The organism is Pseudomonas sp. FH4, from assembly GCF_000510915.2.
GTDB lineage: Bacteria > Pseudomonadota > Gammaproteobacteria > Pseudomonadales > Pseudomonadaceae > Aquipseudomonas > Aquipseudomonas brenneri.
The window spans coordinates 72,679-94,918 of sequence record NZ_AOHN01000021.1 but is presented as its reverse complement, the minus strand read 5'-3'; the positions used below and the strand labels follow the sequence as shown (position 1 = coordinate 94,918).

General features: G+C 60.4%; 17 protein-coding genes. 9 read left to right on the top strand and 8 right to left on the bottom strand.

Features of this window, described 5'->3' with window-relative positions:
• Positions 1 to 60 precede the first annotated feature (60 nt).
• Entirely contained in the window at positions 61 to 828 is a 768-nt protein-coding gene (gloB, locus tag H097_RS17055) for a hydroxyacylglutathione hydrolase (protein WP_032861214.1), read from the bottom strand.
• Positions 829 to 893: 65 nt separating this feature from the next.
• Between gloB and H097_RS17050 the strand changes: the two genes are divergently transcribed.
• Positions 894 to 1,652 carry a methyltransferase domain-containing protein gene (locus tag H097_RS17050; RefSeq protein ID WP_032861213.1) on the top strand — a complete coding sequence of 253 codons (759 nt, stop codon included), beginning with the start codon at positions 894 to 896 and terminating at the stop codon, positions 1,650 to 1,652.
• Positions 1,653 to 1,737: 85 nt separating this feature from the next.
• Positions 1,738 to 2,190: a ribonuclease HI gene (rnhA, locus tag H097_RS17045; protein WP_010171667.1), complete on the top strand. Its 453-nt coding sequence runs from the start codon at positions 1,738 to 1,740 to the stop codon at positions 2,188 to 2,190.
• A gap of 3 nt (positions 2,191 to 2,193) precedes the next feature.
• Here rnhA and H097_RS17040 read toward each other — a convergent pair whose 3' ends face one another.
• Positions 2,194 to 3,084, bottom strand: a complete 891-nt coding sequence (locus tag H097_RS17040) for a glycerophosphodiester phosphodiesterase family protein (protein WP_241495437.1) — start codon at positions 3,082 to 3,084, stop codon at positions 2,194 to 2,196.
• A gap of 268 nt (positions 3,085 to 3,352) precedes the next feature.
• Between H097_RS17040 and dnaQ the strand changes: the two genes are divergently transcribed.
• The 3 genes from dnaQ to H097_RS17025 all read left to right on the top strand — a co-directional run bounded on the left by dnaQ (position 3,353) and on the right by H097_RS17025 (position 7,117).
• A complete protein-coding gene (dnaQ, locus tag H097_RS17035) occupies positions 3,353 to 4,093 on the top strand; it encodes a DNA polymerase III subunit epsilon (RefSeq protein ID WP_162237649.1) in 741 nt (246 codons plus the stop codon).
• Positions 4,094 to 4,289: 196 nt separating this feature from the next.
• Positions 4,290 to 6,545: an Orn/Lys/Arg decarboxylase N-terminal domain-containing protein gene (locus H097_RS17030; protein WP_032861209.1), complete on the top strand. Its 2,256-nt coding sequence runs from the start codon at positions 4,290 to 4,292 to the stop codon at positions 6,543 to 6,545.
• 8 nt (positions 6,546 to 6,553) lie between these two features.
• The gene (locus H097_RS17025) at positions 6,554 to 7,117 is read left to right on the top strand and encodes a GNAT family N-acetyltransferase (protein WP_032861208.1); all 564 of its coding nucleotides are present in this window, start codon (positions 6,554 to 6,556) and stop codon (positions 7,115 to 7,117) included.
• A 151-nt stretch (positions 7,118 to 7,268) separates the two neighbouring features.
• On the opposite strand, the gene H097_RS17020 is transcribed toward H097_RS17025, so the two are convergent.
• Together H097_RS17020 and H097_RS17015 are read right to left on the bottom strand one after the other, a co-directional pair.
• Positions 7,269 to 8,168 (bottom strand): LysR substrate-binding domain-containing protein, encoded by a 900-nt coding sequence (locus H097_RS17020; protein WP_032861206.1) that lies wholly within the window; start codon positions 8,166 to 8,168, stop codon positions 7,269 to 7,271.
• A 92-nt stretch (positions 8,169 to 8,260) separates the two neighbouring features.
• On the bottom strand, positions 8,261 to 8,485 hold the full coding sequence (locus H097_RS17015) for a hypothetical protein (protein WP_032861205.1): 225 nt from the start codon (positions 8,483 to 8,485) through the stop codon (positions 8,261 to 8,263).
• Positions 8,486 to 8,712: 227 nt separating this feature from the next.
• On the opposite strand from H097_RS17015, the gene H097_RS17010 reads away from it, so the two are divergent.
• Positions 8,713 to 9,270: an NAD(P)H-dependent oxidoreductase gene (locus H097_RS17010; protein ID WP_032861203.1), complete on the top strand. Its 558-nt coding sequence runs from the start codon at positions 8,713 to 8,715 to the stop codon at positions 9,268 to 9,270.
• A 46-nt stretch (positions 9,271 to 9,316) separates the two neighbouring features.
• On the opposite strand, the gene H097_RS17005 is transcribed toward H097_RS17010, so the two are convergent.
• Entirely contained in the window at positions 9,317 to 10,549 is a 1,233-nt protein-coding gene (locus H097_RS17005; RefSeq protein WP_032861202.1) for an NADH:flavin oxidoreductase/NADH oxidase family protein, read from the bottom strand.
• 72 nt (positions 10,550 to 10,621) lie between these two features.
• On the opposite strand from H097_RS17005, the gene H097_RS17000 reads away from it, so the two are divergent.
• Positions 10,622 to 11,065: a MerR family transcriptional regulator gene (locus tag H097_RS17000; protein WP_050593389.1), complete on the top strand. Its 444-nt coding sequence runs from the start codon at positions 10,622 to 10,624 to the stop codon at positions 11,063 to 11,065.
• 69 nt (positions 11,066 to 11,134) lie between these two features.
• Here H097_RS17000 and H097_RS16995 read toward each other — a convergent pair whose 3' ends face one another.
• Both H097_RS16995 and H097_RS16990 read right to left on the bottom strand, forming a co-directional pair.
• Entirely contained in the window at positions 11,135 to 11,629 is a 495-nt protein-coding gene (locus H097_RS16995; protein WP_032861201.1) for a DUF934 domain-containing protein, read from the bottom strand.
• Complete coding sequence (locus tag H097_RS16990) at positions 11,613 to 13,271, bottom strand: nitrite/sulfite reductase (RefSeq protein WP_032861200.1); 1,659 nt, start codon at positions 13,269 to 13,271, stop codon at positions 11,613 to 11,615. Before H097_RS16990 ends, H097_RS16995 begins: the two co-directional genes overlap by 17 nt.
• Positions 13,272 to 13,722: 451 nt before the next feature.
• Between H097_RS16990 and H097_RS16985 the strand changes: the two genes are divergently transcribed.
• Positions 13,723 to 14,802: an ABC transporter substrate-binding protein gene (locus H097_RS16985; protein ID WP_032861198.1), complete on the top strand. Its 1,080-nt coding sequence runs from the start codon at positions 13,723 to 13,725 to the stop codon at positions 14,800 to 14,802.
• A 6-nt stretch (positions 14,803 to 14,808) separates the two neighbouring features.
• Here the strand turns inward: H097_RS16985 and H097_RS16980 are convergent, their stop codons facing one another.
• Complete coding sequence (locus H097_RS16980) at positions 14,809 to 15,024, bottom strand: DUF2970 domain-containing protein (protein WP_032861196.1); 216 nt, start codon at positions 15,022 to 15,024, stop codon at positions 14,809 to 14,811.
• Between the two features lie 114 nt (positions 15,025 to 15,138).
• Between H097_RS16980 and H097_RS16975 the strand changes: the two genes are divergently transcribed.
• Positions 15,139 to 22,227 (top strand): NEL-type E3 ubiquitin ligase domain-containing protein, encoded by a 7,089-nt coding sequence (locus H097_RS16975; protein ID WP_050593388.1) that lies wholly within the window; start codon positions 15,139 to 15,141, stop codon positions 22,225 to 22,227.
• The last annotated feature ends 13 nt before the right edge of the window (positions 22,228 to 22,240 follow it).

The following is a 22,240-nucleotide window of genomic DNA, read 5'->3' as shown; positions in this document are numbered from 1 at the left end:
TCTAGAAAGCGCTTCGGTTCCGGTCAACCACTCAGAAATTTTGTATCAGAACCTGTCTGCTTAGAACGTATCTTTCCAAGCGCGCAAGCTAGCAAACACCTCGCTCCCAGAGCGGTTATCGCGGCCATTCCGCTCGTCCGCTTTTTGTTTAACGGATGTTTCAGCGGTGCGCAAAAAAGGGTTGGTCAGTTTTTCCAGGGCCAGGGTCGAGGGCAGAGTCATCTTGCCGCCTGCCCGGAGTTGGCTGACTTTTGCCACCCGTTCGGCGATATCGGTGTTATCCGGTTCCACGGCCTGGGCAAAACGCAGGTTACTTTGTGTGTATTCGTGGGTGCAGTAGACCAGCGTGTCGGCCGGCAGGGCGGCCAGGCGCTCAAGGGAGTTGTACATCTGCTCCGGTGTGCCTTCGAACAAGCGTCCGCAACCGGCGGCGAACAGCGTATCGCCGCAGAACAGCAAGCCATGATGATAAAAGGCTATATGGCCGAGGGTATGGCCCGGTACGGCGAGCACGTCGAAGTCCCAGCCCAGCACCTCGATCTGGTCGTTATCGTTGAGCGCAACGTCACGGGCCGGGATCTTTTCGTTGGCCGGGCCATAGACCTTGGCGCCTGAGACTTGCTTGAGCTGTTCGACCCCGCCCACGTGGTCAGGATGATGGTGAGTCACCAGGATGTCGCTGAGGGACCAGTCCGGGTGCTGTGCAAGCCACGCCAGCACGGGCGCGGCATCGCCGGGATCGACCACCGCGCAACGATGGCTGCGATGGTCTTGTAACAACCAGATGTAGTTATCGGTGAAGGCGGGCAGGGCACTGATCTGTATCATTCTTCTATTCGCCAAGCTGAACACATTGGTGCATCTTAGAACGTCTTGGCGAGTTGGAGAATGCAATGACTGATAAAGCGTTCGCCCAGGCCGATCCCGAATGGCTGGCCTTGATCAGCGCAGCCCGTGAATGGCTGTCCGGGCCGATCGGGCAATTTCTGCTGGAACAAGAGCGGTTGATGCTTGAAGAAGAGCTGGAGCGCTTCTTCGGTGGCTACCTGGTGCATTACGGCCCATCGGCCCAGACACCGCCGCCCGCGCGCCAGGTGCAGCGCAATGTACGCCTGGGCGCGCCGTTGCCCGGGGTCGAGATTGTGTGCGAGGAACAGGCCTGGCCCTTGAGCGAGCACGCGGCCGATGTGGTGGTGATGCAGCATGGCCTGGATTTCTGCCTGTCACCCCATGGGTTGCTGCGTGAAGCGGCCAGCGCCGTGCGTCCTGGCGGCCATTTATTGATCGTCGGCATCAACCCCTGGAGTTCATGGGGCCTGCGGCACGTCTTTGCCCATGACGCATTGAGCCAGGCCCGCTGCATCTCACCCTCGCGGGTCAGCGACTGGTTGAACCTGCTGGGTTTCGCGCTGGAGAAACGCCGCTTCGGGTGCTATCGTCCGCCGCTTGCCTCGCCCAAGTGGCAGGGCCGTTTGGCTGGCTGGGAGCGCCGGGCCGGCGCATGGCAGTTGTCCGGTGGCGGTTTCTACCTGCTGGTGGCCCGCAAGATCGTGGTCGGGCTGCGGCCGGTGAGCCAGGTCCGGCGTGAGCCCATGGGTAAACTGGTGCCGATGCCCCTGGCCAAGGTCAACCGTCGCACCAGCGAGCCATAAATCATTTTTCTGGAATTTTGGTCGTAGTGTTCGACCTCGGGAGCTGCCGGTCGATTGCCGGCAACCCGCTTTGATGGATAGCGTAATGACCGATAGCGTAGAACTCTTTACCGACGGCGCCTGCAAGGGCAATCCTGGTCCGGGCGGCTGGGGCGCCTTGCTGGTGTGCAAGGGCGTGGAGAAGGAGTTGTGGGGCGGCGAAGCCAATACCACCAACAACCGCATGGAGCTGATGGGCGCCATTCGTGGCCTCGAAGAACTCAAGCGCCGCTGCGATGTGCTGCTGGTGACGGACTCGCAATACGTCATGAAGGGCATCAACGAGTGGATGGTCAACTGGAAAAAGCGCGGCTGGAAAACCGCCGCCAAGGAGCCGGTGAAGAACGCTGACCTGTGGCAGTTGCTGGATGAGCAGTGCAACCGCCACAACATCACCTGGAAATGGGTGCGCGGGCACATCGGCCATCCAGGCAACGAGCGGGCCGACCAGTTGGCCAATCGTGGCGTGGATGACGTGCGCGGCTACAAGCAGAGCTGACCGTCAGTCACACCGCAGCGGCCATTCGAGCCGCTGCTTCACGCCTTGCATCGTGCGAGGCGAATCCACCAGTACCGCGTCGACGTTCAGGCACGCCGCAGCCCGATAGTCTTCCTCACTGTTAACGCCAATCGTCAGGATATTCACCTTGCCCTTGGACTGGAAACAGTCGATGGCCTGGGGTGTCCACAACTTGGCATTGACCGCTGAACGTGCTTCCCCAAGGGTAAAGGTTTCCACCAGTTCGACCTTGCGCTGGTATTCAAACGCTACCCAGCTCCCCATTTGCGGTGCCGGTTGGCAATTGTGGGCCAGAGCGACACTGGCCAAGCGGTCGCGGGTCTGATCCCTGGATTCAAACAGACGGGCCTTTGGGTACTGCGCGAAAGCCTGCTGGTAGCTGGCATCCGTGGAGTAAATCAGCACCCGGTTCCATGCCTGGTTGCGTTCCAGTACTTGCGCCACCGCCTTGGCCTGGGTGTCGGCAGGCAGGGCCTTCATGTCGAGGATGATCGTAATATTGGCTGGAACGGCCGCCAACGCTTGCTGCAATGACGGCAACGTCACCGGGTGCTCGCGATAAGGAAATAGTACCTGGCCATTGGCCGCACCCTGTTTGAACTGCCAGCCGGCATTGAGCTGTTGCAACTGGGCCAGGGTTTTCTCGGCCACCGCGCCCGAACCGTTGGTGTTGGCGCTCAGGTCCGCCGGCCGGTACAGCACGGGGATCTGGTCACGGCTCAGTTGCACTGTGAGCCAAAGCATATCGACGTTATTGCGCAGGGCATTGTCGATCGCCAGCAAGGTGTTCTCGGGAAAGTCTGCAGTGCCTCCTCGGTGGGCGACAATCAGTGGCGGTTGCCCGGCCGAAGTGTCGGTGGAGGGCTGGGACACGCACCCCCCAAGAAGCAGGCTGCTAATCAGTAGGGCGATGGCATGGCGAGTTTCAATCATCAGAATGTTGGCTCTCTCTGGTGTGGGGTAAACGGGCAGTCATCGACTTATTGGATAAACGAAGGGAATTGATCGCTAATTAATACCTTACCGGTTTTTCCCAAAACCCATCGGCTGTCGTCGGCCGTTGCCGCCACGGGGTTATAGAGCGTGCTAATATCCCGCCCCTTGAAATACACACACCGTTGAGAGCTGAACCCTGATGGCCATCCGATCTGTTGTACTCGATACCGAAACCACCGGCATGCCGGTGACCGATGGTCACCGGATCATTGAAATCGGTTGTGTCGAGTTGATGGGCCGCCGTCTCACCGGTCGGCATTTCCACGTGTATCTGCAGCCCGACCGGGAAAGTGACGAAGGCGCGATTGGCGTCCACGGTATCACCAACGAATTCCTGGTGGGCAAGCCGCGCTTTGCGGAAGTTGCCGATGAGTTTTTCGAGTTCATCAACGGCGCGCAACTGATCATCCATAACGCGGCGTTCGACGTTGGCTTCATCAACAACGAATTCGCCCTGATGGGCCAGGCGGATCGCGCGGACATCACCCGTCACTGCTCGATCCTCGACACCCTGATGATGGCCCGTGAGCGCCACCCGGGCCAGCGCAACAGTCTCGATGCCTTGTGCAAGCGTTATGGGGTCGACAACTCCGGCCGTGAATTGCACGGCGCCTTGCTCGACTCGGAGATCCTGGCGGACGTCTACCTGACCATGACCGGTGGGCAGACCAGCCTGTCCCTGGCGGGTAACGCCTCCGATGGCAACGGTTCGGCAGAAGGCTCGGGCAACCGGCCTTCGGAAATCCGCCGCCTGCCGGCTGATCGCAAAGCCACCACCATCATCCGCGCCAGCGAGCAGGACATGGCCGAGCACGCGGCACGCCTGGAAGCCATCGCCAAATCGGCGGGTGCGCCGGCGTTGTGGACTCAACTGACCCAGCACTAAATTGCGGTCAAAAATGTAGGAGCGGGCTTGCCCGCGATTGCGGTGTGACAGTCAGCGCATTCGTTACTGGCCCACCGCTATCGCGGGCAAGCCCGCTCCCACACAAGCCCATTCCTACATTAGTTATTATCTTCATTCGCCACATTCGCTCCCAGCTTCTACCCTGAGTACATCGCCCTCAGGACGCCAAGCCCTCATGTACAAAGACCTGAAGTTCCCCATCCTGATCGTGCACCGCGACATCAAGGCTGACACCGTTGCAGGTGATCGGGTCCGAGGAATCGCCCGGGAATTGGAGCAAGAGGGTTTCAGCATTTTTTCCGCGATGGATTACGCCGAAGGCCGGTTGGTGGCCTCGACCCATCATGGCCTGGCATGCATGTTGATCGCCGCTGAAGGCGCCGGGGAAAATACCCATCTGCTGCAAAATATGGTGGAGCTGATCCGCCTGGCGCGCCTGCGTGCGCCCAACCTGCCGATCTTTGCCCTGGGTGAGCAAGTCACTCTGGAAAATGCCCCGGCCGATGCCATGAGCGAGCTCAACCAACTGCGTGGCATTCTCTACCTGTTCGAAGATACGGTGCCGTTCCTGGCCCGGCAGGTGGCCCGCGCGGCGCGTACTTACCTCGATGGCCTGTTGCCGCCATTCTTCAAGGCCCTGGTGCAGCACACGGCCGACTCCAATTATTCCTGGCACACCCCAGGGCACGGTGGTGGCGTTGCCTATCGCAAAAGCCCGGTGGGGCAGGCGTTTCATCAGTTCTTCGGGGAGAACACCCTGCGCTCTGACTTGTCAGTGTCGGTGCCGGAGCTGGGCTCGCTGCTGGATCACACCGGCCCCTTGGCCGAAGCCGAAGCCCGCGCGGCCCGAAACTTTGGTGCTGACCACACGTTCTTCGTGATCAATGGCACGTCTACCGCGAACAAAATTGTCTGGCATTCCATGGTCGGGCGCGATGATCTGGTGCTGGTGGATCGCAATTGCCATAAGTCGGTGTTGCACTCGATCATCATGACCGGGGCGATCCCGCTGTACTTGTGCCCGGAGCGCAATGAGCTGGGAATCATCGGCCCGATTCCACTCACGGAATTCAGCCGCGAGTCGATTCGCGCGAAGATCCAGGCCAGCCCCTTGACCCGTGGCCGCGAGCCCAAGGTCAAGCTGGCGGTGGTGACCAACTCGACCTATGACGGCCTGTGTTACAACGCCGAGTTGATCAAGCAGCAATTGGGCAACAGTGTCGAAGTGCTGCACTTTGACGAGGCCTGGTACGCCTATGCCGCCTTCCACGAGTTTTTCGCCGGGCGCTATGGCATGGGCACTTCGCGTACGCCCGACAGTCCGCTGGTGTTCACAACGCACTCGACGCACAAATTGTTGGCGGCATTCAGCCAGGCCTCGATGATCCATGTACAGGACGGTGGGGCGCGGCAATTGGATCGTGATCGCTTCAATGAGGCGTTCATGATGCATATCTCCACCTCGCCGCAGTACAGCATCATCGCCTCGCTTGATGTGGCATCGGCCATGATGGAAGGCCCGGCAGGGCGTTCGTTGCTCCAGGAAATGTTCGATGAGGCCCTGAGCTTTCGCCGGGCCCTGGCCAATCTGCGCCAGCATATCGCCGCCGATGATTGGTGGTTTTCCATCTGGCAACCGCCTTCGGTGGCCGGTATCGACCGGGTCGCGACGGCTGACTGGTTGTTGCAGCCGGAAGCCGACTGGCACGGCTTTGGGGATATCGCCGAAGACTATGTGTTGCTCGACCCGATCAAGGTCACCCTGGTCATGCCTGGCCTGACAGCGGGTGGCGCCTTGAGTGACTGCGGGATTCCGGCGGCGGTGGTCAGCAAATTCCTTTGGGAACGTGGCCTGGTCGTAGAAAAGACCGGGCTGTATTCGTTCCTGGTGCTGTTCTCCATGGGTATTACCAAAGGTAAGTGGAGTACCCTGCTGACGGAATTGCTGGAGTTCAAGCGCAGTTACGACGCCAATACCAGCCTGGCCAGTTGCCTACCGTCGGTATTCCAGCAAGGGCCGGCACGCTATCAGGGCCTGGGTTTGCAGGATTTGTGCGACCAGTTGCACGGCTGCTATCGCAGCAATGCCACAGCCAAGCACCTCAAGCGCATGTACACCGTTTTACCTGAAATCGCGATGAAACCGGCCGATGCCTATGACCAACTGGTCCGTGGCGAGGTCGAGGCGGTTTCCATCGACGCCTTGCCAGGGCGTATCGCTGCCGTGATGCTGGTGCCTTATCCGCCGGGCATTCCGCTGATCATGCCGGGGGAGCGCTTTACTGAATCGACGCGTTCGATCATCGACTACCTGGCCTTTGCCCGGGAGTTCGATAGCAGTTTCCCCGGGTTTGTCGCCGATGTGCATGGGTTACAACACGAAGACGACGGCAGCGGTCGTTGTTACACCGTCGATTGCATCAAGTGTTAAGGAAGGTTATGCAAGCTGTAGTGAATCCGAAGTACCCGGGGCTCAGTGTGCGAGTCGCCGACGAGGGATTTGACGCCTACGTATGGGGTAATGATTTCAGCTTTGAGGTGTGCGTGTATGGCACGCCAGAGCTGGGCAAGCCTGTCGATCAATGGGCGGTGGAGCAGATCCTGCCGTATCGCAAATGCTACGGTATCGATCCCGAGGAATTCGCCAGCTACCGCGATGCCGCCGACAGTGCGGTGTTCATGGCTTACCTGGATGATCGTCCGGTTGGCCATATCGTCGTCAGTACCAACTGGAACGGGTATGCCCATGTTGATGAGCTGGCGGTGGTACTGCCGGCCCGCCGACATGGTGTGGCCAAGGCCTTGCTTGATGTGGCGCAATTCTGGAGCCGCAAGAAAAACCTGCCGGGGATGATGCTGGAGACCCAGAACAACAACCTGGGTGCGTGCCGGCTATACGAGCGCAGCGGCTATGTGATGGGTGGCATCGACCACCTGCGTTATCGCGGGATTGACCCGCAGACGCGGGAAGTGGCGATTTTCTGGTATCGCTTGTTCAACTGAGTTGCAGCTGTGGCAAGGGCCCTGTAGGAGCGAGCTTGCTCGCGAAAAACGTCAACGATAACGCATCGTTTGCAGGGTAACCGCGCAGCTCTCAAGTTTTTCGCGAGCAAGCTCGCTCCTACACGGTAGCAAGGCCACTGTGAGTGCGTGCTTAGCCGATCGGGGACAACAGGGCTTGTGCCTTCTGCGTGACAATCTCCAGCAACGCATTGAGCGCAGGGCTCGGGCTGCTGTCCTTGACCGTCAGTCCATACAGGCTCACCAGGATCGGCGGCGACAGCGGGCAAGTATCCAGGCCTGCCTCCCGCGCGCCGCTGGCGGTGAATGGATCGACCACCGCCAACCCTTCGCCGGCCTCGACCATGCTGCGCATCATCTGGTAGGTCTGCACCCGTGTCTGGATCACCGGCAACGGTCGCAGGGCCTGCAGCTTGCTGTCCAGCCACTGGCTCAACGGGTCTTGCCCCTCCAGGCCGATCATCGACTGGCCGGCCAGTTCTTGCAGGGCGATGTATTTCTGCCGGGGCTTGAGCCAGCCATGGGGTGCCAACAACTGCAACTTGCCCTGGGCCAGCACGGTACTGGTGATTTGCGGGTGCTCAGGGTCATGCAGGCTCAGGCCGAGGTCGGCCTCATGCAGCAGCAGGCTCCTGACGATGTCGCGTGTCGGTTGGCTGGACAGGTTGCAGGGGGTGTCCTGGAAGCGTCGGCGCAACAACGCGATGCTTTGCGGCAGCAGTTGGTTGGCCAACGGCGGTGTACAGAGCGTGCGCAGCGGTGGGGCATGATGGTGCTTGAGGCTGCTGGCCAGGCGCTGTATAGGCTCCAGGGCTTCGTAGAGATGGGCGATCTGCGCCTGCATGGCCAGGGTTTCACGGGTGGCCTGCAACCGCCCGCGGACGCTGGCGAACAGCATGAATCCCAACTGCTGTTCAGCGTCCTTGAGGGTGGCGTCCACATCGGACACAGCCAGTTGCAACCATTCGGCGGCAGTGCCGAGGTGTCCGGTCTGCAAAATGGCTTGAATCACTTCGATATGACGTAAACGCATGCATGAAGTCCATGTTCAGCAGGTAAGGGATTCACCGGGTGAATCCTAACCCAAGTCCGCTCATATGACTTCTGCCTGGAGGCACAGCCTTATCAAACAGGCGTGTTTTCGGGTTCGCGGGTCAGGGAGACCTGCGATTGAACCAATACAAAGGTGTTGTCATCGACCTTGTTGACCCGGTCACCAATCGCCAGCTTGTAGGAAATTACCGGTTCTGAACCGCCGTCTGACGAGGTGGACTCCTGAAATTCATGCACTGAATAAACGCGGCCTTCCGCGTCGCGGGCATGGAATTGTCCGACAAGTACTGCTGCCATCTGTTTAGAACCTCTGGAGAAAAACACCGATTTGCGGTTCTGTAGACCGTCATTAAGGCGGGTAGTTTACCTACATAGGAAAAATACTATTCGCTGATGTTCTGCTTATTTTTCCTATAGGCAGATCTCGGCGCAAAACAACCGCCAGTTGGGCAAAACCCGCTGGTGATAGGCCGGCGAAGGCTCTATAACTACAGGCTCCTTTAGTCAGATGTCGGAAAAGCCCCATGAGCAAGGTCTATACGATTGCCGTACTGGTCGGCAGCTTGAGAAAAGAGTCGATCAACCGCAAGGTCGCCCTGGCATTGGCGCAATTGGCGCCGGCCAACCTCAAGCTCAGCATCGTCGAAATCGGCGAATTACCGCTCTATAACGAAGACCTTGATGGCGCAACACCGCCTGCGGCCTACACCTCGTTCCGCCAGCAGTTGGCGGCGTCCGATGCGGTGCTGTTCGTTACCCCTGAATACAATCGCTCGGTACCTGCGGCCTTGAAGAATGCCATTGACGTAGGCTCACGCCCCTACGGCCAGAGCGCCTGGAGTGGCAAGCCGGGGGCGATCATCAGTGTGTCGCCGGGGGCCATTGGCGGGTTTGGCGCCAACCACCATTTGCGTCAGTCCCTGGTGTTTCTGGATGTGCCCTGCATGCAGCAACCGGAAGCCTACCTGGGTGGCGCAGGCAGTGCGTTCGATGAGTCAGGCAAGCTGTCGGAAAAAACCAAGCCGTTCCTGCAAGCGTTCATCGATGCCTATGGCAAATGGGTGGCGAAGCAGAAGGGCTGACGGATCAACCAGACCCAGTCCTGGTGGCTGGGTCTGTTGCATAGGGTCAGGCTGCTTGATTGGCCATCGCCAGTCGATATTGCCGTGTGCGCCGGGCGGCGAACCATTGGTCTTGAATCAGCGCCAGCAGCGGTGCGACGCGCGGGTTGGGCTGGCGGCCCTGGCTCAACCGGCGTAGTTGATAGCGCACCACCGCCATGGTCGCCAGGGATGCCAGCGCCTTGCGTTTCCAGCCAATCGGGCGCAATTGCGGGTGACTGTCGCGGCCCTCTCGCCACTGCTTGATCAGTTGCGGCTCCAGGCTCAAGGCCGTGGCAATGCCGGCCATGGCGATGCCACTGTTCAGGACCTGTCGCACCACCGGCAAACGGCGAATCCCTCCCGTGACCATCACCGGCATGTTGGCCTGTTTTGCTAGCTCAGTGGCCATCTCCAGGAAATACGCCTCTCGGGCGAGGGTTCGGCCATCGCGTGCCTCACCTTGCATTGCAGGTGCCTCGTAACTGCCACCGGATAGCTCAAGTAAATCGATAGGTAGGGTGTTGAGCATGGTCACAACGCCGTGCGCATCGTCGGCATCAAACCCGCCGCGCTGGAAGTCCGCCGAGTTGAGTTTTACCGCCACGCAAAAACCAGGGCTGACCACTGCCCGGACGGCCTTGATCACTTCGACCAGCAGGCGGGCACGGTTTTCCAGCGAGCCGCCCCAGCGATCATTGCGCCGGTTGCTCAAGGGGGAGAGGAACTGGCTGAGCAGGTAACCGTGGGCCCCATGGATCTGTACGCCGCTGAACCCGGCTTTTTCGGCCAGGCGTGCGCTAGTGGCAAAGCGCGTGATGACGTCCTGGATATCGTCTTCGGTCATCGCCCTGGGTGTGGCGAACATCTTCGAGAAACCGCCCAGGTCCAGGGGCACCGCCGACGGCGCCAAGGTTTGCTGGCCCAGATTGGCCATGGTCTGGCGCCCTGGGTGGTTGAGTTGCACCCAGAAGTGCATGCCCTTGGCCCGGCCAATCGCTGCCCACTCGCGGAAGCTGTCCAGGTGTTGTTCGTCTTCCAGGGCTACGCCGCCGGGGCCGGTCATGGCGTGACGGTCGATCATCACATTGCCGGTCAGCAGCAACCCCGGCTCACCGTCCGCCCAGGCCTTGTACAACTGCTTCAGCGCGGGGGAGGGCGCCTGATTGGCATCGGCCATGTTCTCCTCCATCGCGGCCTTGGCGATACGGTTGGCGATGACTTGGCCGTTGGGCAGTTGCAAGGGTTCGAAGGGTGACATGAGTTGACTCCTGAGCGAGGGAGGCCTCAGGCTAAGCTTAAAGTTAACTTTAATGTCAAGCGGGATCGAGTGATGAATATTGGCGAGTTGGCAAAACAAAGTGGCCTGGCGGCATCGCATATCCGTTTTTATGAGGCGCAAGGGCTGATCAACCAGGTGGGGCGCCAGGCCAACGGCTATCGGCGCTATGCCCCCGAGGCACTGCAGATGCTGCAATTGATCCAGAGCGCGCAGCAGGCTGGATTTACCCTGCAGGAACTCAAGGCGATGATGCCTGTTGCGGGGGAGCACAAGCGGGAGGAACTGATCGAAGGGTTGGAGCGCAAGGTGCAGCAGATCGAGGCGATGCAAGTGCAGTTGGCGCACAGCAAGGCACAGTTGCTAGGCGTGATCGAGACGGTTCGGGCGCAACCCGAAGGCGTGCCTTGTTCCATGGGGCAGGAGCGGGTGCTGGCGTCATTGGAGAGCCCTGTAGGAGCGAGCTTGCTCGCGAAGAACTCAAGAGCAACGCGTTAATCCAGAAAGCATGCGTTATCGTTGACGATCTTCGCGAGCAAGCTCGCTCCTACATCCTACAGAAGGTATCTAGCGCCGCCGAAACAGCGGCAATGGCTCATCTGTAGCGGCCTGGTATGTCACCGAGAAATCCTTGAGGCTTTCCAGCGCTTCGTACGGGTCTTTGTCGGCGCGCAAGGCGTAGGCATCGAAACCGCAGCGGTGCAGGTAGAACAACTGGTCGCGCAGTACATCGCCAATCGCCCGCAACTCGCCCTTGTAACCATAACGGTCACGCAGCAGGCGCGCGTTGGAGTAGTTGCGCCCGTCGGTGAAGGCCGGGAAGTTCAGGGCGATGACCTGGAAGTGTTGCACGTCATCACCGATTTCTTCGGCTTCTTCATCGGCGTCCAGCCACACACCCAGGCCGCCATCGCGGGCCTTGAGGGCGTGGCCATGCTCACGCCACAGGGCCAATGGCACGATCAGGTCGTCGCAGTTGGAGACACCATCGAACGCCGCATCCTTGGGCAGCAGGTGCCAGGTTTCGTCGACGACTTCGTTGTTCTTAATGATTCGCTGCATAGACGCGCTCCTTGAACAGGTCAATGCCGATGCGCTGGTAGGTGTCGATGAAACGCTCATCTTCGGTGCGCTGTTCGACGTAGACGTCAATCAGCTTGCCGATCACGTCAGGCATGGCTTCCTGGGCGAAGGATGGGCCGAGGATCTTGCCCAGGCTCGCATCGCGGCTGGCGCTGCCACCCAGGGACACTTGGTAGAATTCTTCGCCTTTCTTGTCCACCCCGAGGATGCCGATATGGCCGACGTGGTGGTGACCACAGGCGTTCATGCAGCCAGAGATGTTCAAGTCCAGCTCGCCGATGTCGAACAGGTAGTCCAGGTCGTCGAAGCGGCGCTGGATCGATTCGGCAATCGGAATCGACTTGGCGTTGGCCAGGGAGCAGAAGTCGCCGCCCGGGCAGCAGATGATATCGGTCAACAGACCGATGTTCGGCGTAGCGAAACCGCCTTCGCGCAGTTCGCCCCACAGGGTGAACAGTTGGCTCTGCTCAACGTCCGCGAGGATGATGTTCTGCTCGTGGGAGGTGCGCAGTTGGCCAAAGCTGTAGCGGTCGGCCAGGTCGGCGACGGCGTCCAGTTGCTTGTCGGTGATATCGCCCGGTGCAACACCGGTAGGCTTGAGCGACAGGGTCACCGCCACATAGCCCGGCTGCTTGTGCGCCAGGGTGTTGCGGGTGCGCCAGCGGGCAAAGCCTGGGTGCTGCTGGTCGAGTGCGGTCAGTTCGGCGTCCTGGTTGCCCAGGGCCTTGTAGTCCGGGTCGACAAAGTGCTTGGCCACGCGATGCACTTCGGCCTCGGTCAGGGTGGTCTGGCCGCCGCGCAGGTGTTCCATCTCGGCGTCGACCTTTTGGGCAAACACCTCGGGGGTGAGGGCCTTGACCAGGATCTTGATGCGCGCCTTGTACTTGTTGTCACGACGGCCATAGCGGTTGTACACACGCAGGATGGCGTCGAGATAGCTCAACAGGTCTTGCCACGGCAGGAATTCATTGATGAAGGCGCCGACCACCGGCGTACGGCCTAGGCCGCCACCGACCAGCACGCGAAAGCCCAGTTCGCCAGCGGCGTTGTACACCGGCTCCAGGCCGATGTCGTGGACTTCGATCGCGGCGCGGTCGGAAGTCGAGCCATTGATGGCGATCTTGAACTTACGCGGCAGGTAGGCAAATTCTGGGTGGAACGTCGTCCACTGACGAACGATCTCGCACCACGGGCGCGGGTCGATCACTTCATCGGCGGCTACGCCGGCGAACTGGTCGGTGGTCACGTTGCGCAGGCAGTTACCGCTGGTCTGAATGGCGTGCATCTGCACGGTGGCCAATTCAGCCAGGATGTCCGGCACGTCTTCCAGGGCCGGCCAGTTGAACTGCACGTTCTGGCGGGTGCTGATGTGGGCATAGCCCTTGTCGAAGTCTCGGGCGATCTTGGCCATCATGCGTGTCTGGCGCGCAGTCAGTTGGCCGTAAGGCACGGCGACCCGCAGCATCGGCGCAAAGCGCTGAACATAAAGGCCATTTTGCAGGCGCAGAGGGCGGAACTCTTCTTCGCTCAGTTCACCTGCCAGATAGCGTCGGGTCTGATCACGGAACTGCTTGACGCGGTCCTCGATGATGCGCTGATCGTATTCGTCGTATACGTACATATAGGTCCTGTTCTCGGCAAATCTGCGCGCACGGCCGCGCACTCCCAACGGAGCCGGCGCACGATACCAGCTTGCGTTTATGCGCAAAAGTGATGTTTTAGTATATGCAAAGAACCAAATCGACTAATGAGAACAGTTATCGCGATACCCACACTTGTCATGCGGGAAAGCATGATCTTTACTGTGGTCGAGTCTTAGTGCAATCACCTATAAAACCGACAAGAGGCGATGCGATGAGCAATCCAACCAAAGCCCGTAAACCTGATAGTACCGTGGACGCCTGGGCGATTCTGTTTCTGATTATCCTGGTGGTTTCAGCCGCTGTGTTCTGGGTCAGCCACCAATAGAGGGAACTGATCGCACAAAACTGTCCGGCCTGCTGACAAATAGCCAAGATCAAAAGGCTTATTGCCACTATTATGATCTGTCAATTCTCAGGGTTCGGGCAGAAATGTCGAAGGTTATCTGCGGGTGCTTGTGGTGGGTGGGGATGATGTTCGGGGCGATGGCCCATGCCACGTCAGTGGTGTTTCTCAACCCAGGTATGTCCACTGAAACCTTCTGGGTCAGTTATGCGCAATTCATGCAGGCCGCGGCCAAGGACCTCGGCCTGGATTTGCGTGTGCGCTATTCCGAGCGTGACCCGCAAAATACCCTGCAGCAGGCTCGTGAAGCGCTGCAAGGCCCACAGTCCCCGGATTACCTGGTGCTGGTCAACGAGCAGTACATCGCCCCGCAGATCCTGCGGATGGCCCAGGGCAGCCAGGTCAAGTTGCTGATTGTCAATAACGCCCTGACACCCGATCAGGTGCAACTGCTGGACGCTGGCAAGTACCCCAATTGGATGGGCAGCATCACCGCCAATGATGAGGAGGGCGGTTACCTGATGCTCAAGGAGTTGTTGCGCCAGCACGGGCCTGTCCCGGCCGGCACGACCCTGGACTTGCTGGCGTTTTCCGGTGCCAAGAACACGCCGACCGCACAGGCGCGCGAGCAGGGACTGCAGCGCGCCTTGCGCGAACACCCTGAAGTTCATTTGCGCCAGTTGGTCTATGGCGAATGGAACCGCCAGCGCGCCTTTGATCAAGCAACCTTGATGTTCAAGCGTTACCCGCAGGCCACGCTGGTCTGGTCGGCCAATGATGAAATGGCCCTGGGGGCCATGCAGGCCTTGAATGGCAGCGGGCGCACGCCCGGCAAGGAGGTTTTGTTCAGCGCGATCAACAGTTCTCCTGACGTCCTGCAAGCGCGCCTGCAGGGACGAATCAGTGCGCTGGTGGCCGGGCATTTCACCGTCGGTGGCTGGGCCATGGTGCTGCTGCACGACGACGCCAGGGGCGTGGGCATCCAAGACCCTGGCGAGCGCGAGCGGCAGGTGAAGTTGTTCCAGCTGATTGACGAGCCCCAGGCCCAGCGCTTGCTGGACAAGCGTGGTCATGAGGGCGATGGCGTGAATTTTCGTGAACTCTCGGCCCAGGGCAAGCCTGCGGCCTACCAATATCCCTTCAGCCTGCAGATGCTGTTGAAATAATCGGGCCTATACCCCGGCCATAAGCAGTACGAGCTTGACGATGGCAAAGAGTGTCAGGGCAAATACGGCGGTAAACACAATCCCCAGCACCACAAAATGGCTGGGCTTGCCATGGGTAAAGTCCCGCGTGCGGTTCTTGCCGCTCTGCACACCAAAAGCGGCAGCCATCACGCTATGAAGCATCTGCCAGAAGGTCGGTGGTTTATTGTCCGGTGTGTCCATGAGTCCTCCTGCGAGGGCTGGTAGAAGTTACTGCTCCCCACAGGATAGACGTAGTTACCACGGTTAGCCTTGGCCCTTGTGATGTGCTGGTGCTCCTTTTCCTGGAGCCGCATCATGACCGACTCGCCCGCGTTGCCGGCAACGCCCAGTGTCCATCGACCGTTATTGACCAGCGCCATGCCGAAATGGTTGGTCGATAGCACGGCCGCACGCCGAATGGCGCTCAAACACGCCGATACCCCTTTACCGCCGGCCTATTGGCACGCAACACCTGAGCAACGCCAGCAGTTGCATGCCTGTTTTATCGCAAGTTTCACCGCGCAGACCGCCCTTGACCAGACCCTGTCTGGCTTGCAAAGCATCGACGCGTTTGCCCGGCCGCTACTGGTCAAGGCGCTCAAGGACCAGTATGAGGTAACCCTGGCCCCCCAGGTTGCCACATGGTTAAGCCTGAGAAAGTCCCTGCAGGTGAGTGATCTCAATATCGAGGCGCAAACCTACGATTTTTTGAAGCTGGAGCTATTGCAGGCGGCGCTGCACAACTTCGAGGAGGGCGAATGCGAGGAAGGGGCCTTTCACTCATCGTCGGGCTTGCGCTGGCAAACGTCATCGCCTGGCAGCGCGGCCGACTCCTTACTACCGGTGCGCTTGGGTAGCCTTAAGGTCCATCAGTTTTTAAGGCTGTGCCGCAGCCTGGATCTGGGCGGTCAGTTCCAAACCTACCTCAAGGGTTTTTTTACCACCCACGAAACTACCCTGCGCGAGCAATTCATCGCCAGCCAAAAGGCCGCGATGCGCGCGGCGGCTGAGTTGGCCCTATTGTGCGAGGACATTACCCAGGCTGACTACAACATGGTGCTGTCGGTGATCGCTGGCGAACGCTCGCCGCAGATGGGCGGGCAACCGGTGTGGATCTGCGACCTCGGCCTGATGAAGCTGCGCATGACCGGCTGCGTGCTGTTTCTGGCCTTCGATGATGAGCATATCGATTCGCCGATCCTGTACATCCCCCAGGACCCTTACCAGCCTCTAAAACGCTACACCCATCGCGCCCCACTGCTGACGGCCTTGAAGCAACGCTTGAGCACACCGGGCTTGGCCTCGACCCGGGTGGATCGCCCCACGGACTACCAGGTTTTTTTCAGTCAGTTTGTCGACTATGCCGATCGCTCGCACTACTTCAGCCAATTCACCCTGGATGCGCCGGACGCCACCTTGCGCGAGAAAATCGGCTCGAACTTCCCCGGTATAGGCCAGTTTTATGAGCTGATCAGCAAAGTGACCGTTTTCAAGCTTAAGAACTTCCCGCCCTTGCCCCTGGCCCCTCAAGTGCCGAACCCGGCCCCCTATTTGGCGCCTGTGGCGATGGCGTTCAAAAACCAGGCATATGCTAGCGACAAGGTCGATCTGTGGACCTACCTATATGAGCAGCACCGGGACAAGAGCCTCGCTGATGCTGCTGCCCACGCCGTGCCCACTGCGGATGTCGATGCCAGGGTGCGCACACGAAAGCTGGCCCTACTGCTTAATGTCGGGATGTTCGGCCTGGGTGCTATCGCGGGGTTTGTGCCGGTACTGGGCGAACTCATGATGGCGGTGATGGCCGAGCAACTGTTGACGGAGGTGATCGAGGCCGCGCAGGAGTGGAACGAGGGCGACCGCAGGGCTGCCAGGGCGCACTTGATCGACCTGGCGCAGAACCTTGCGTTGCTTGGCGTGACGGCTGGTGGCGGTAAGGCCCTGAGCAAGTTAAGGCCTGAACCGGTTATCGAAGGCCTAGTCCCGGTGAAGCTGCCGGGTGGGCAGGTTCGCTTATGGAAACCGGACCTGGGCGGGTACCAAAGTGACGTTGCCCTGATGCCCGGCAGCAAGCCCAATGCCTTGGGGCAGTATGAGGTCGATGGCAAGCTCCATGTGCACATCGATAACGTGCTCTATGAAAAGACCTTCGACCCGCAGCTAAACAAATGGCGGATCAAACACCCACGCAACCCCCGGGCGTACCAGCCAATTCTCGAACACAACCGGGCAGGAGCCTGGCGGCATAGCCATGAGTACCCCTTGGCCTGGAATCGCCTGACCCTGCTGCGCCGATTGGGACACATTACCGCAGGTTTTTCGGATGAGGCCTTGAGTGTGATCGGCGACGTAAGTGGTGTGCAGGACGACCTGTTGCGCAAAGTGCATCTGGACGGTTTGCCGGTGCCCGCCGTGCTGGCCGATACCCTGGAGCGGTTCAGGGCCGACCGCGACGTTGATGAACTGATCGGGCGGCTGCGCCGTGGTGCAGGCCTGGACAGCCGCCACGAGTATGCCTTGCCCCTCGCCGTGGAAATGCCCGGCTGGCCCCCAGGGCGGGTGCTGGAGGTGTTTGAGCAGCGAGCCGTGGTTGGGCGCAGCGAGCCAGGGCAGGAAGGGCTGGGTGAGGAGCAGGCCCGGCGCTTGCTGGGCACGCCGCGGCGTGGCGACCAGCCTGGCGTGCCCGTGACCGATGAGTGGGTGGGCGGGAGCCTGGAGCCGGAGGGGGGCTCGATTCGCTATGGCAGCCCGTTGTCGGCGGACGATGGCCGCCCAACCCTGAAAATCAGCCGCGCCGATTTGCAGCAAGGCAAGCTCGCCCACGTGGTACTAAATGGCCTGGATGAACAGCAAGTCACCGGCTTGCTGGGCAGCGCCTCCAGCTGGGGGGAGCAGCCCAGGGAGCAGGTGTTCAATGAGCGCCTGGCAGACTACGCGCTACAACGACAGGCGGCGCTGTTCGACGCCCAGCTACACGGTAATGGCGCGCCCGTGACCGACAGCGGGCCACTGCAACGGCGGTTTCCCGGCCTGACCCAGCACGCTCGTGAGGAACTGCTTGACCGCGCCAGCCCGCAGGAGCTCAGGCGTCTGCAAGACAGCGGGCGTGTCAGCGCGCGCCTGGACCACCAGGCCCGCCTCAGTATGCAACAGGGGCGATTGAGCCGGGCGATCAGCGGCTTGCACCGTGACCGGCTGGCTAACACTGACAGTGACCGGCTTGCCTTGCAGGCCCTGGCGCGCCTGTCCGGATGGCCCCAAGGTGTGCGCCTTGAAATGCGCCAAGGGGGCATTCGCGGCCCCTTGCTGGACAGCATTGGCGATGAGCACGCCGTAGTGCGCCGATACCTGGTCAAGAGCGGCGAGTGCTTCCAGGCCCACGATGCCAGTGGCCGCGCACTCAATAGCGTGCCCGCCGATGGACGCAATCTGTTCCAGTCGATCCTGGACGCCTTGCCTGATGAGATGCGTCGAGCGCTAGTGCCGACCGGCCAGGGCGGGGACTTGCAGCAGGCGTTGGCGACCTACGCCAGGGAGCACCGCGAGATCATCGCCCACGACATCCTCAAGTTGCGCACACCACGCACGCGGCCGGCGTTACGCTTGCCGAGCGGGCGCCTGGGGTATGAGTTGTCGGGGCGGGGAGCGCTTTTCGCTACGGATGACAGCTTGATCGCCCATGCGCGCAGCGTGTATCCAAACATGAGCGAAACCGAGGCACAGGCGCTGGTAATGGCCCGCCGGCTGGACGGTGAAAGTGACTCGCAAATCTGGCGGCTATTTGCCAACCGCCAGCACGAATTGACGGCATTGCGCACGACCCTTGAACAATGGGCGGGGGAGGATGAGAGGCGCCTGCGTTCGGTTGAAGATATTATCGACTGTTGGCGCCAAGGCTTTGATCGGGACAGGGCGGCCCATGGCAGCCTGAGTTTGCGGGTAGAGGAGGCATTGCCCGAGTGGCAGGCCGATTTTTCCCATGTGCTAACCCTGAACCTGTCAGGGCGCGCATTGCTGGCCCAGGAAACCACTGCTTTGCTCCAGCCGTTTCCCAACGTGCAGCATCTGCAGTTGTATGTGCGCCCCGAGCACCTGGGTGCAGTAACAGAGCGCTTGGCGAGCGCGCCCGGAGTCACCCAACTATCGTTCACCGGCCCTTCGCTCACGTATTCGGCGCAAGTACTGCGCCCGCTTGAGCGCATGGCCGGGCTCAGGCAGTTATCCCTGGCAGGCAACCTGCAAACCCTGGACGTCAGCGGGTTGACCGCGTTGCGTCGTTTAACGGTATCCGGGACGCTGGAAACCTGGCCGCAAGGAAGCCTGGCACTTGAGCGCCTGGAGTTTCTCGATATAGCCCAGACCCCGTTGCGCTCAGTACCCGATGAAATGTTTATCGGGCACCAGCGCTTGTGGCGAGGCCTGCAAATGAATTGGTCAGCCTATGAACCTCAGGAGTTCATGAAGGTTTATGAGCACCTGCATGACAATCCGGCCCATCTGATTGAAGAGCGGCGGCTGGTAAAGAGTTACTGCGAAGGTGTCTTGGGCAGTCTGCAACCCGGAGCGCCGGCCTTTATCGAACGGGTCTTGGCCCATTTCAGCGCGCGGGGGCTGACCTCCCGCCAGCGTCTGGAGAGGGTCAACAGCATACGCGAGGAACACCGCCGGTTGGTCGATGAGCTGGAGCAATGGTCAGATCGTGACTCTGGCGTTGGCCGGGTTGAGGTCGAGCGGCAGATCGCTTCCGAAGCGCTGCTTGATTGCTGGCGCCAAGGCCTGGAGCCGCGCATTGTCGACGACAGTCAGGTGTCAGCTGCGGCAACCGTACTGGACCTGTCAGACGCCGACCTGATTGATTTGCCCAAGTTGCCAGCCACCGGGTTTACCCATGTTCGCAGTTTGAACCTCAGTGACATAGGTGTGCCGCTGGAAGGCATCAATACCTGGCTTGGCCACTTCCCCCGGCTGGATACGCTGAGCCTTACCCGCAATAATCTGACTGAGCTTCCCTCGGTGCTGGTTGACCACCCATCCCTGCGCCACCTGGACCTCTCCCATAACTGGCTGGTTGTCACCCCTGTGATCCAGGCGCAGTTGAGCCGGTTGACCGGACTTGTATCGTTGCGGTTGCCGTACAACCCCCTCAGTGGCCTGGATATAAGCGGCCTGCGCGAGCTACAGATCCTGGACCTGAGTCACAGTGCGATTAGCGACTGGCCGCAGGGCGTGCTTGAACTGCCGGCCTTGCACAGCCTGGATTTGAGTCACAGCGCCATCACCTCGATCCCCGAAGCAGCGCTGCAAGGGCATGACCTGCTGCTGGCCAATACCCGCTTGCGCGGCTGCCGCTTAAGTGCGCAGGCACGTGCCGATGCTCGGTTATTTGCCCGGCGCTACGCCCGTGACTACCCAGCAAGCCCGCAGGAAAGCCCCTTGGGCATCCCTCGCGAACTGTTGGCCCAAGGCTTGACGGGGGGCGATCCGGAGTACTTTGCCGAGGACGTGCTGCGCCGCCCCGACTTGCTGGTTGCGCTGCCCACGACGGCCGCCGACCTGGCGCCATCAGCGCGCATGCAACGCTTGGATCCGGCGCTGGACGCCACGCTGGCGGCGCTGCGCATCGAAGAACTGCGCGCCATCGGCCTTGATGCCACGCAGATCGACGCGCGGCTGCAAGAATGGGAAACCCAGTATGGGCAATGGGTAGCGCTGCTCAATGAGTGGATGGATGTCCATGGCTACCTGGACGGCAGTTGGGTCAGCGCGCTGGACCGCCGGCGTGCGGCCGATCGCTTATTGGAAAGTTGGCGTTTTACCCTGCGCGCCACGCCGCTCACGGTTGAGGCTAATGGGGCTGAGCGCCTGGACTTTTCCGGCTTGTCCCTGGGAGCCTTGCCGAGGCTGCCCGGGGACTTTGCGCACGTCAGCGAGCTGAACCTGAATCGCGTCAAACTCACGGCCCAGGGCTCCAACGACTTCCTGCGGGCCTTCAGTCATGTGCGCAGCTTGACGCTCAGCAACAACGGCTTGCGCGCCTTGCCTGAGGCTCTTGGTGAGTTTCGCCGATTGCGGCGGCTGGACCTGGGTAGGAATGAATTGCAGAGCACCGACCCGCTACAGGATTATCTGGCGCAAATGCATGAACTGGAATGGCTGGATCTGGGCGAGAATCTCATGGGCGAGTTGGAGTTAAGTGGTTTGGCCCGGCTCGACACCCTGTATCTGCAACAGAACATGTTGGACGAATGGCCCATGACGGTGCTCGAATTACCACGCCTTCGGACCCTGGATTTGCGTGACAACTGGATCGAGACCCTGCCGGATGCGGTATTCGAGCCGCAACATCGCCCATTGATGGCGGATACCAACTTATCGGGCAACCGCCTTGATCAGCAAAGCTGTGAGAATTTGCAGGTCTACCTGGGCCAGACCGGCAATGGCCTGGGGTTTTCCGTCGAGCAGCTTGAGTTCATGGTCCTGGAGTACCGGGAACGCGATGAGCTGGGGTTTTCCGACACCTCTGACTACTCGCTGGATCATCCGGAAATCGAAACACCCCATATGCAGAAGGCCCAGTGGTTTGCCGGGGTGGAGCCACACTCGGCAAAACATCGAATCTGGGACGAGCTCAATGCACAGGAGGGCAGCCGCGACTTTTTCTTCAGCCTTTCACAGTTGCGCCATACCGAGGACTTCCTTGAGGCTCCTGCCGAACTGACGCAGCGCGTGTGGGCGGTGCTGGAAGCAATCAGCCAAAACCCGGCCATGCGGCGTGACCTGTTTGCCAGGGCGACGGCGCTGGTGCCCGATATCACCTGTGGTGATGGCAGGATCCTGCTGTTCAATGAGCTTGAAACCCGTGTGCTGGAGTTCGATGCGCTGAGGCTGGCCGAGCAGGGGCAGAACGGGGCTCAACTGTTGAAGTTTGCCCGCAGCATGATCCGGCTGGAGGCGTTAGAGGGCATCGCCCAAACGACTATCGAAAGGCGTCCGGACATCGACCCGGTAGAAATTCGTCTGGCTTTGCGCATTGGCCTGGCGCAGCGCCTGGAGCTGCCCAGGCAGCCCACTGGCATGCTGTTCGGCGAATTGTCGGAGGTTTCCCAGGCCGACCTTGACCATGCGTACGCCACGATTGTGGACAGTGAAAACACGTCGGATTTCGAGGAGAGGCTGGTGGGGCTTGAGTATTGGTGCAATTACCTGAAGAAAAAATACGCCACTGACTTCTCATCCCTGGCCCGCGAGTTGGAACAGAAGACCGCTGCGCTGGATGAGCGCTATCCCGACGGTGGCGCGGACTACCTGCGCGACTACGCCGTGTTGGGGGCCTGGAGCAAGGAGCAGCGTACCGCCCTGGCGATCCGCCTTACCCGGCAGGAACGAACAGCGCTGAACATATAAGGGACAATCCGGC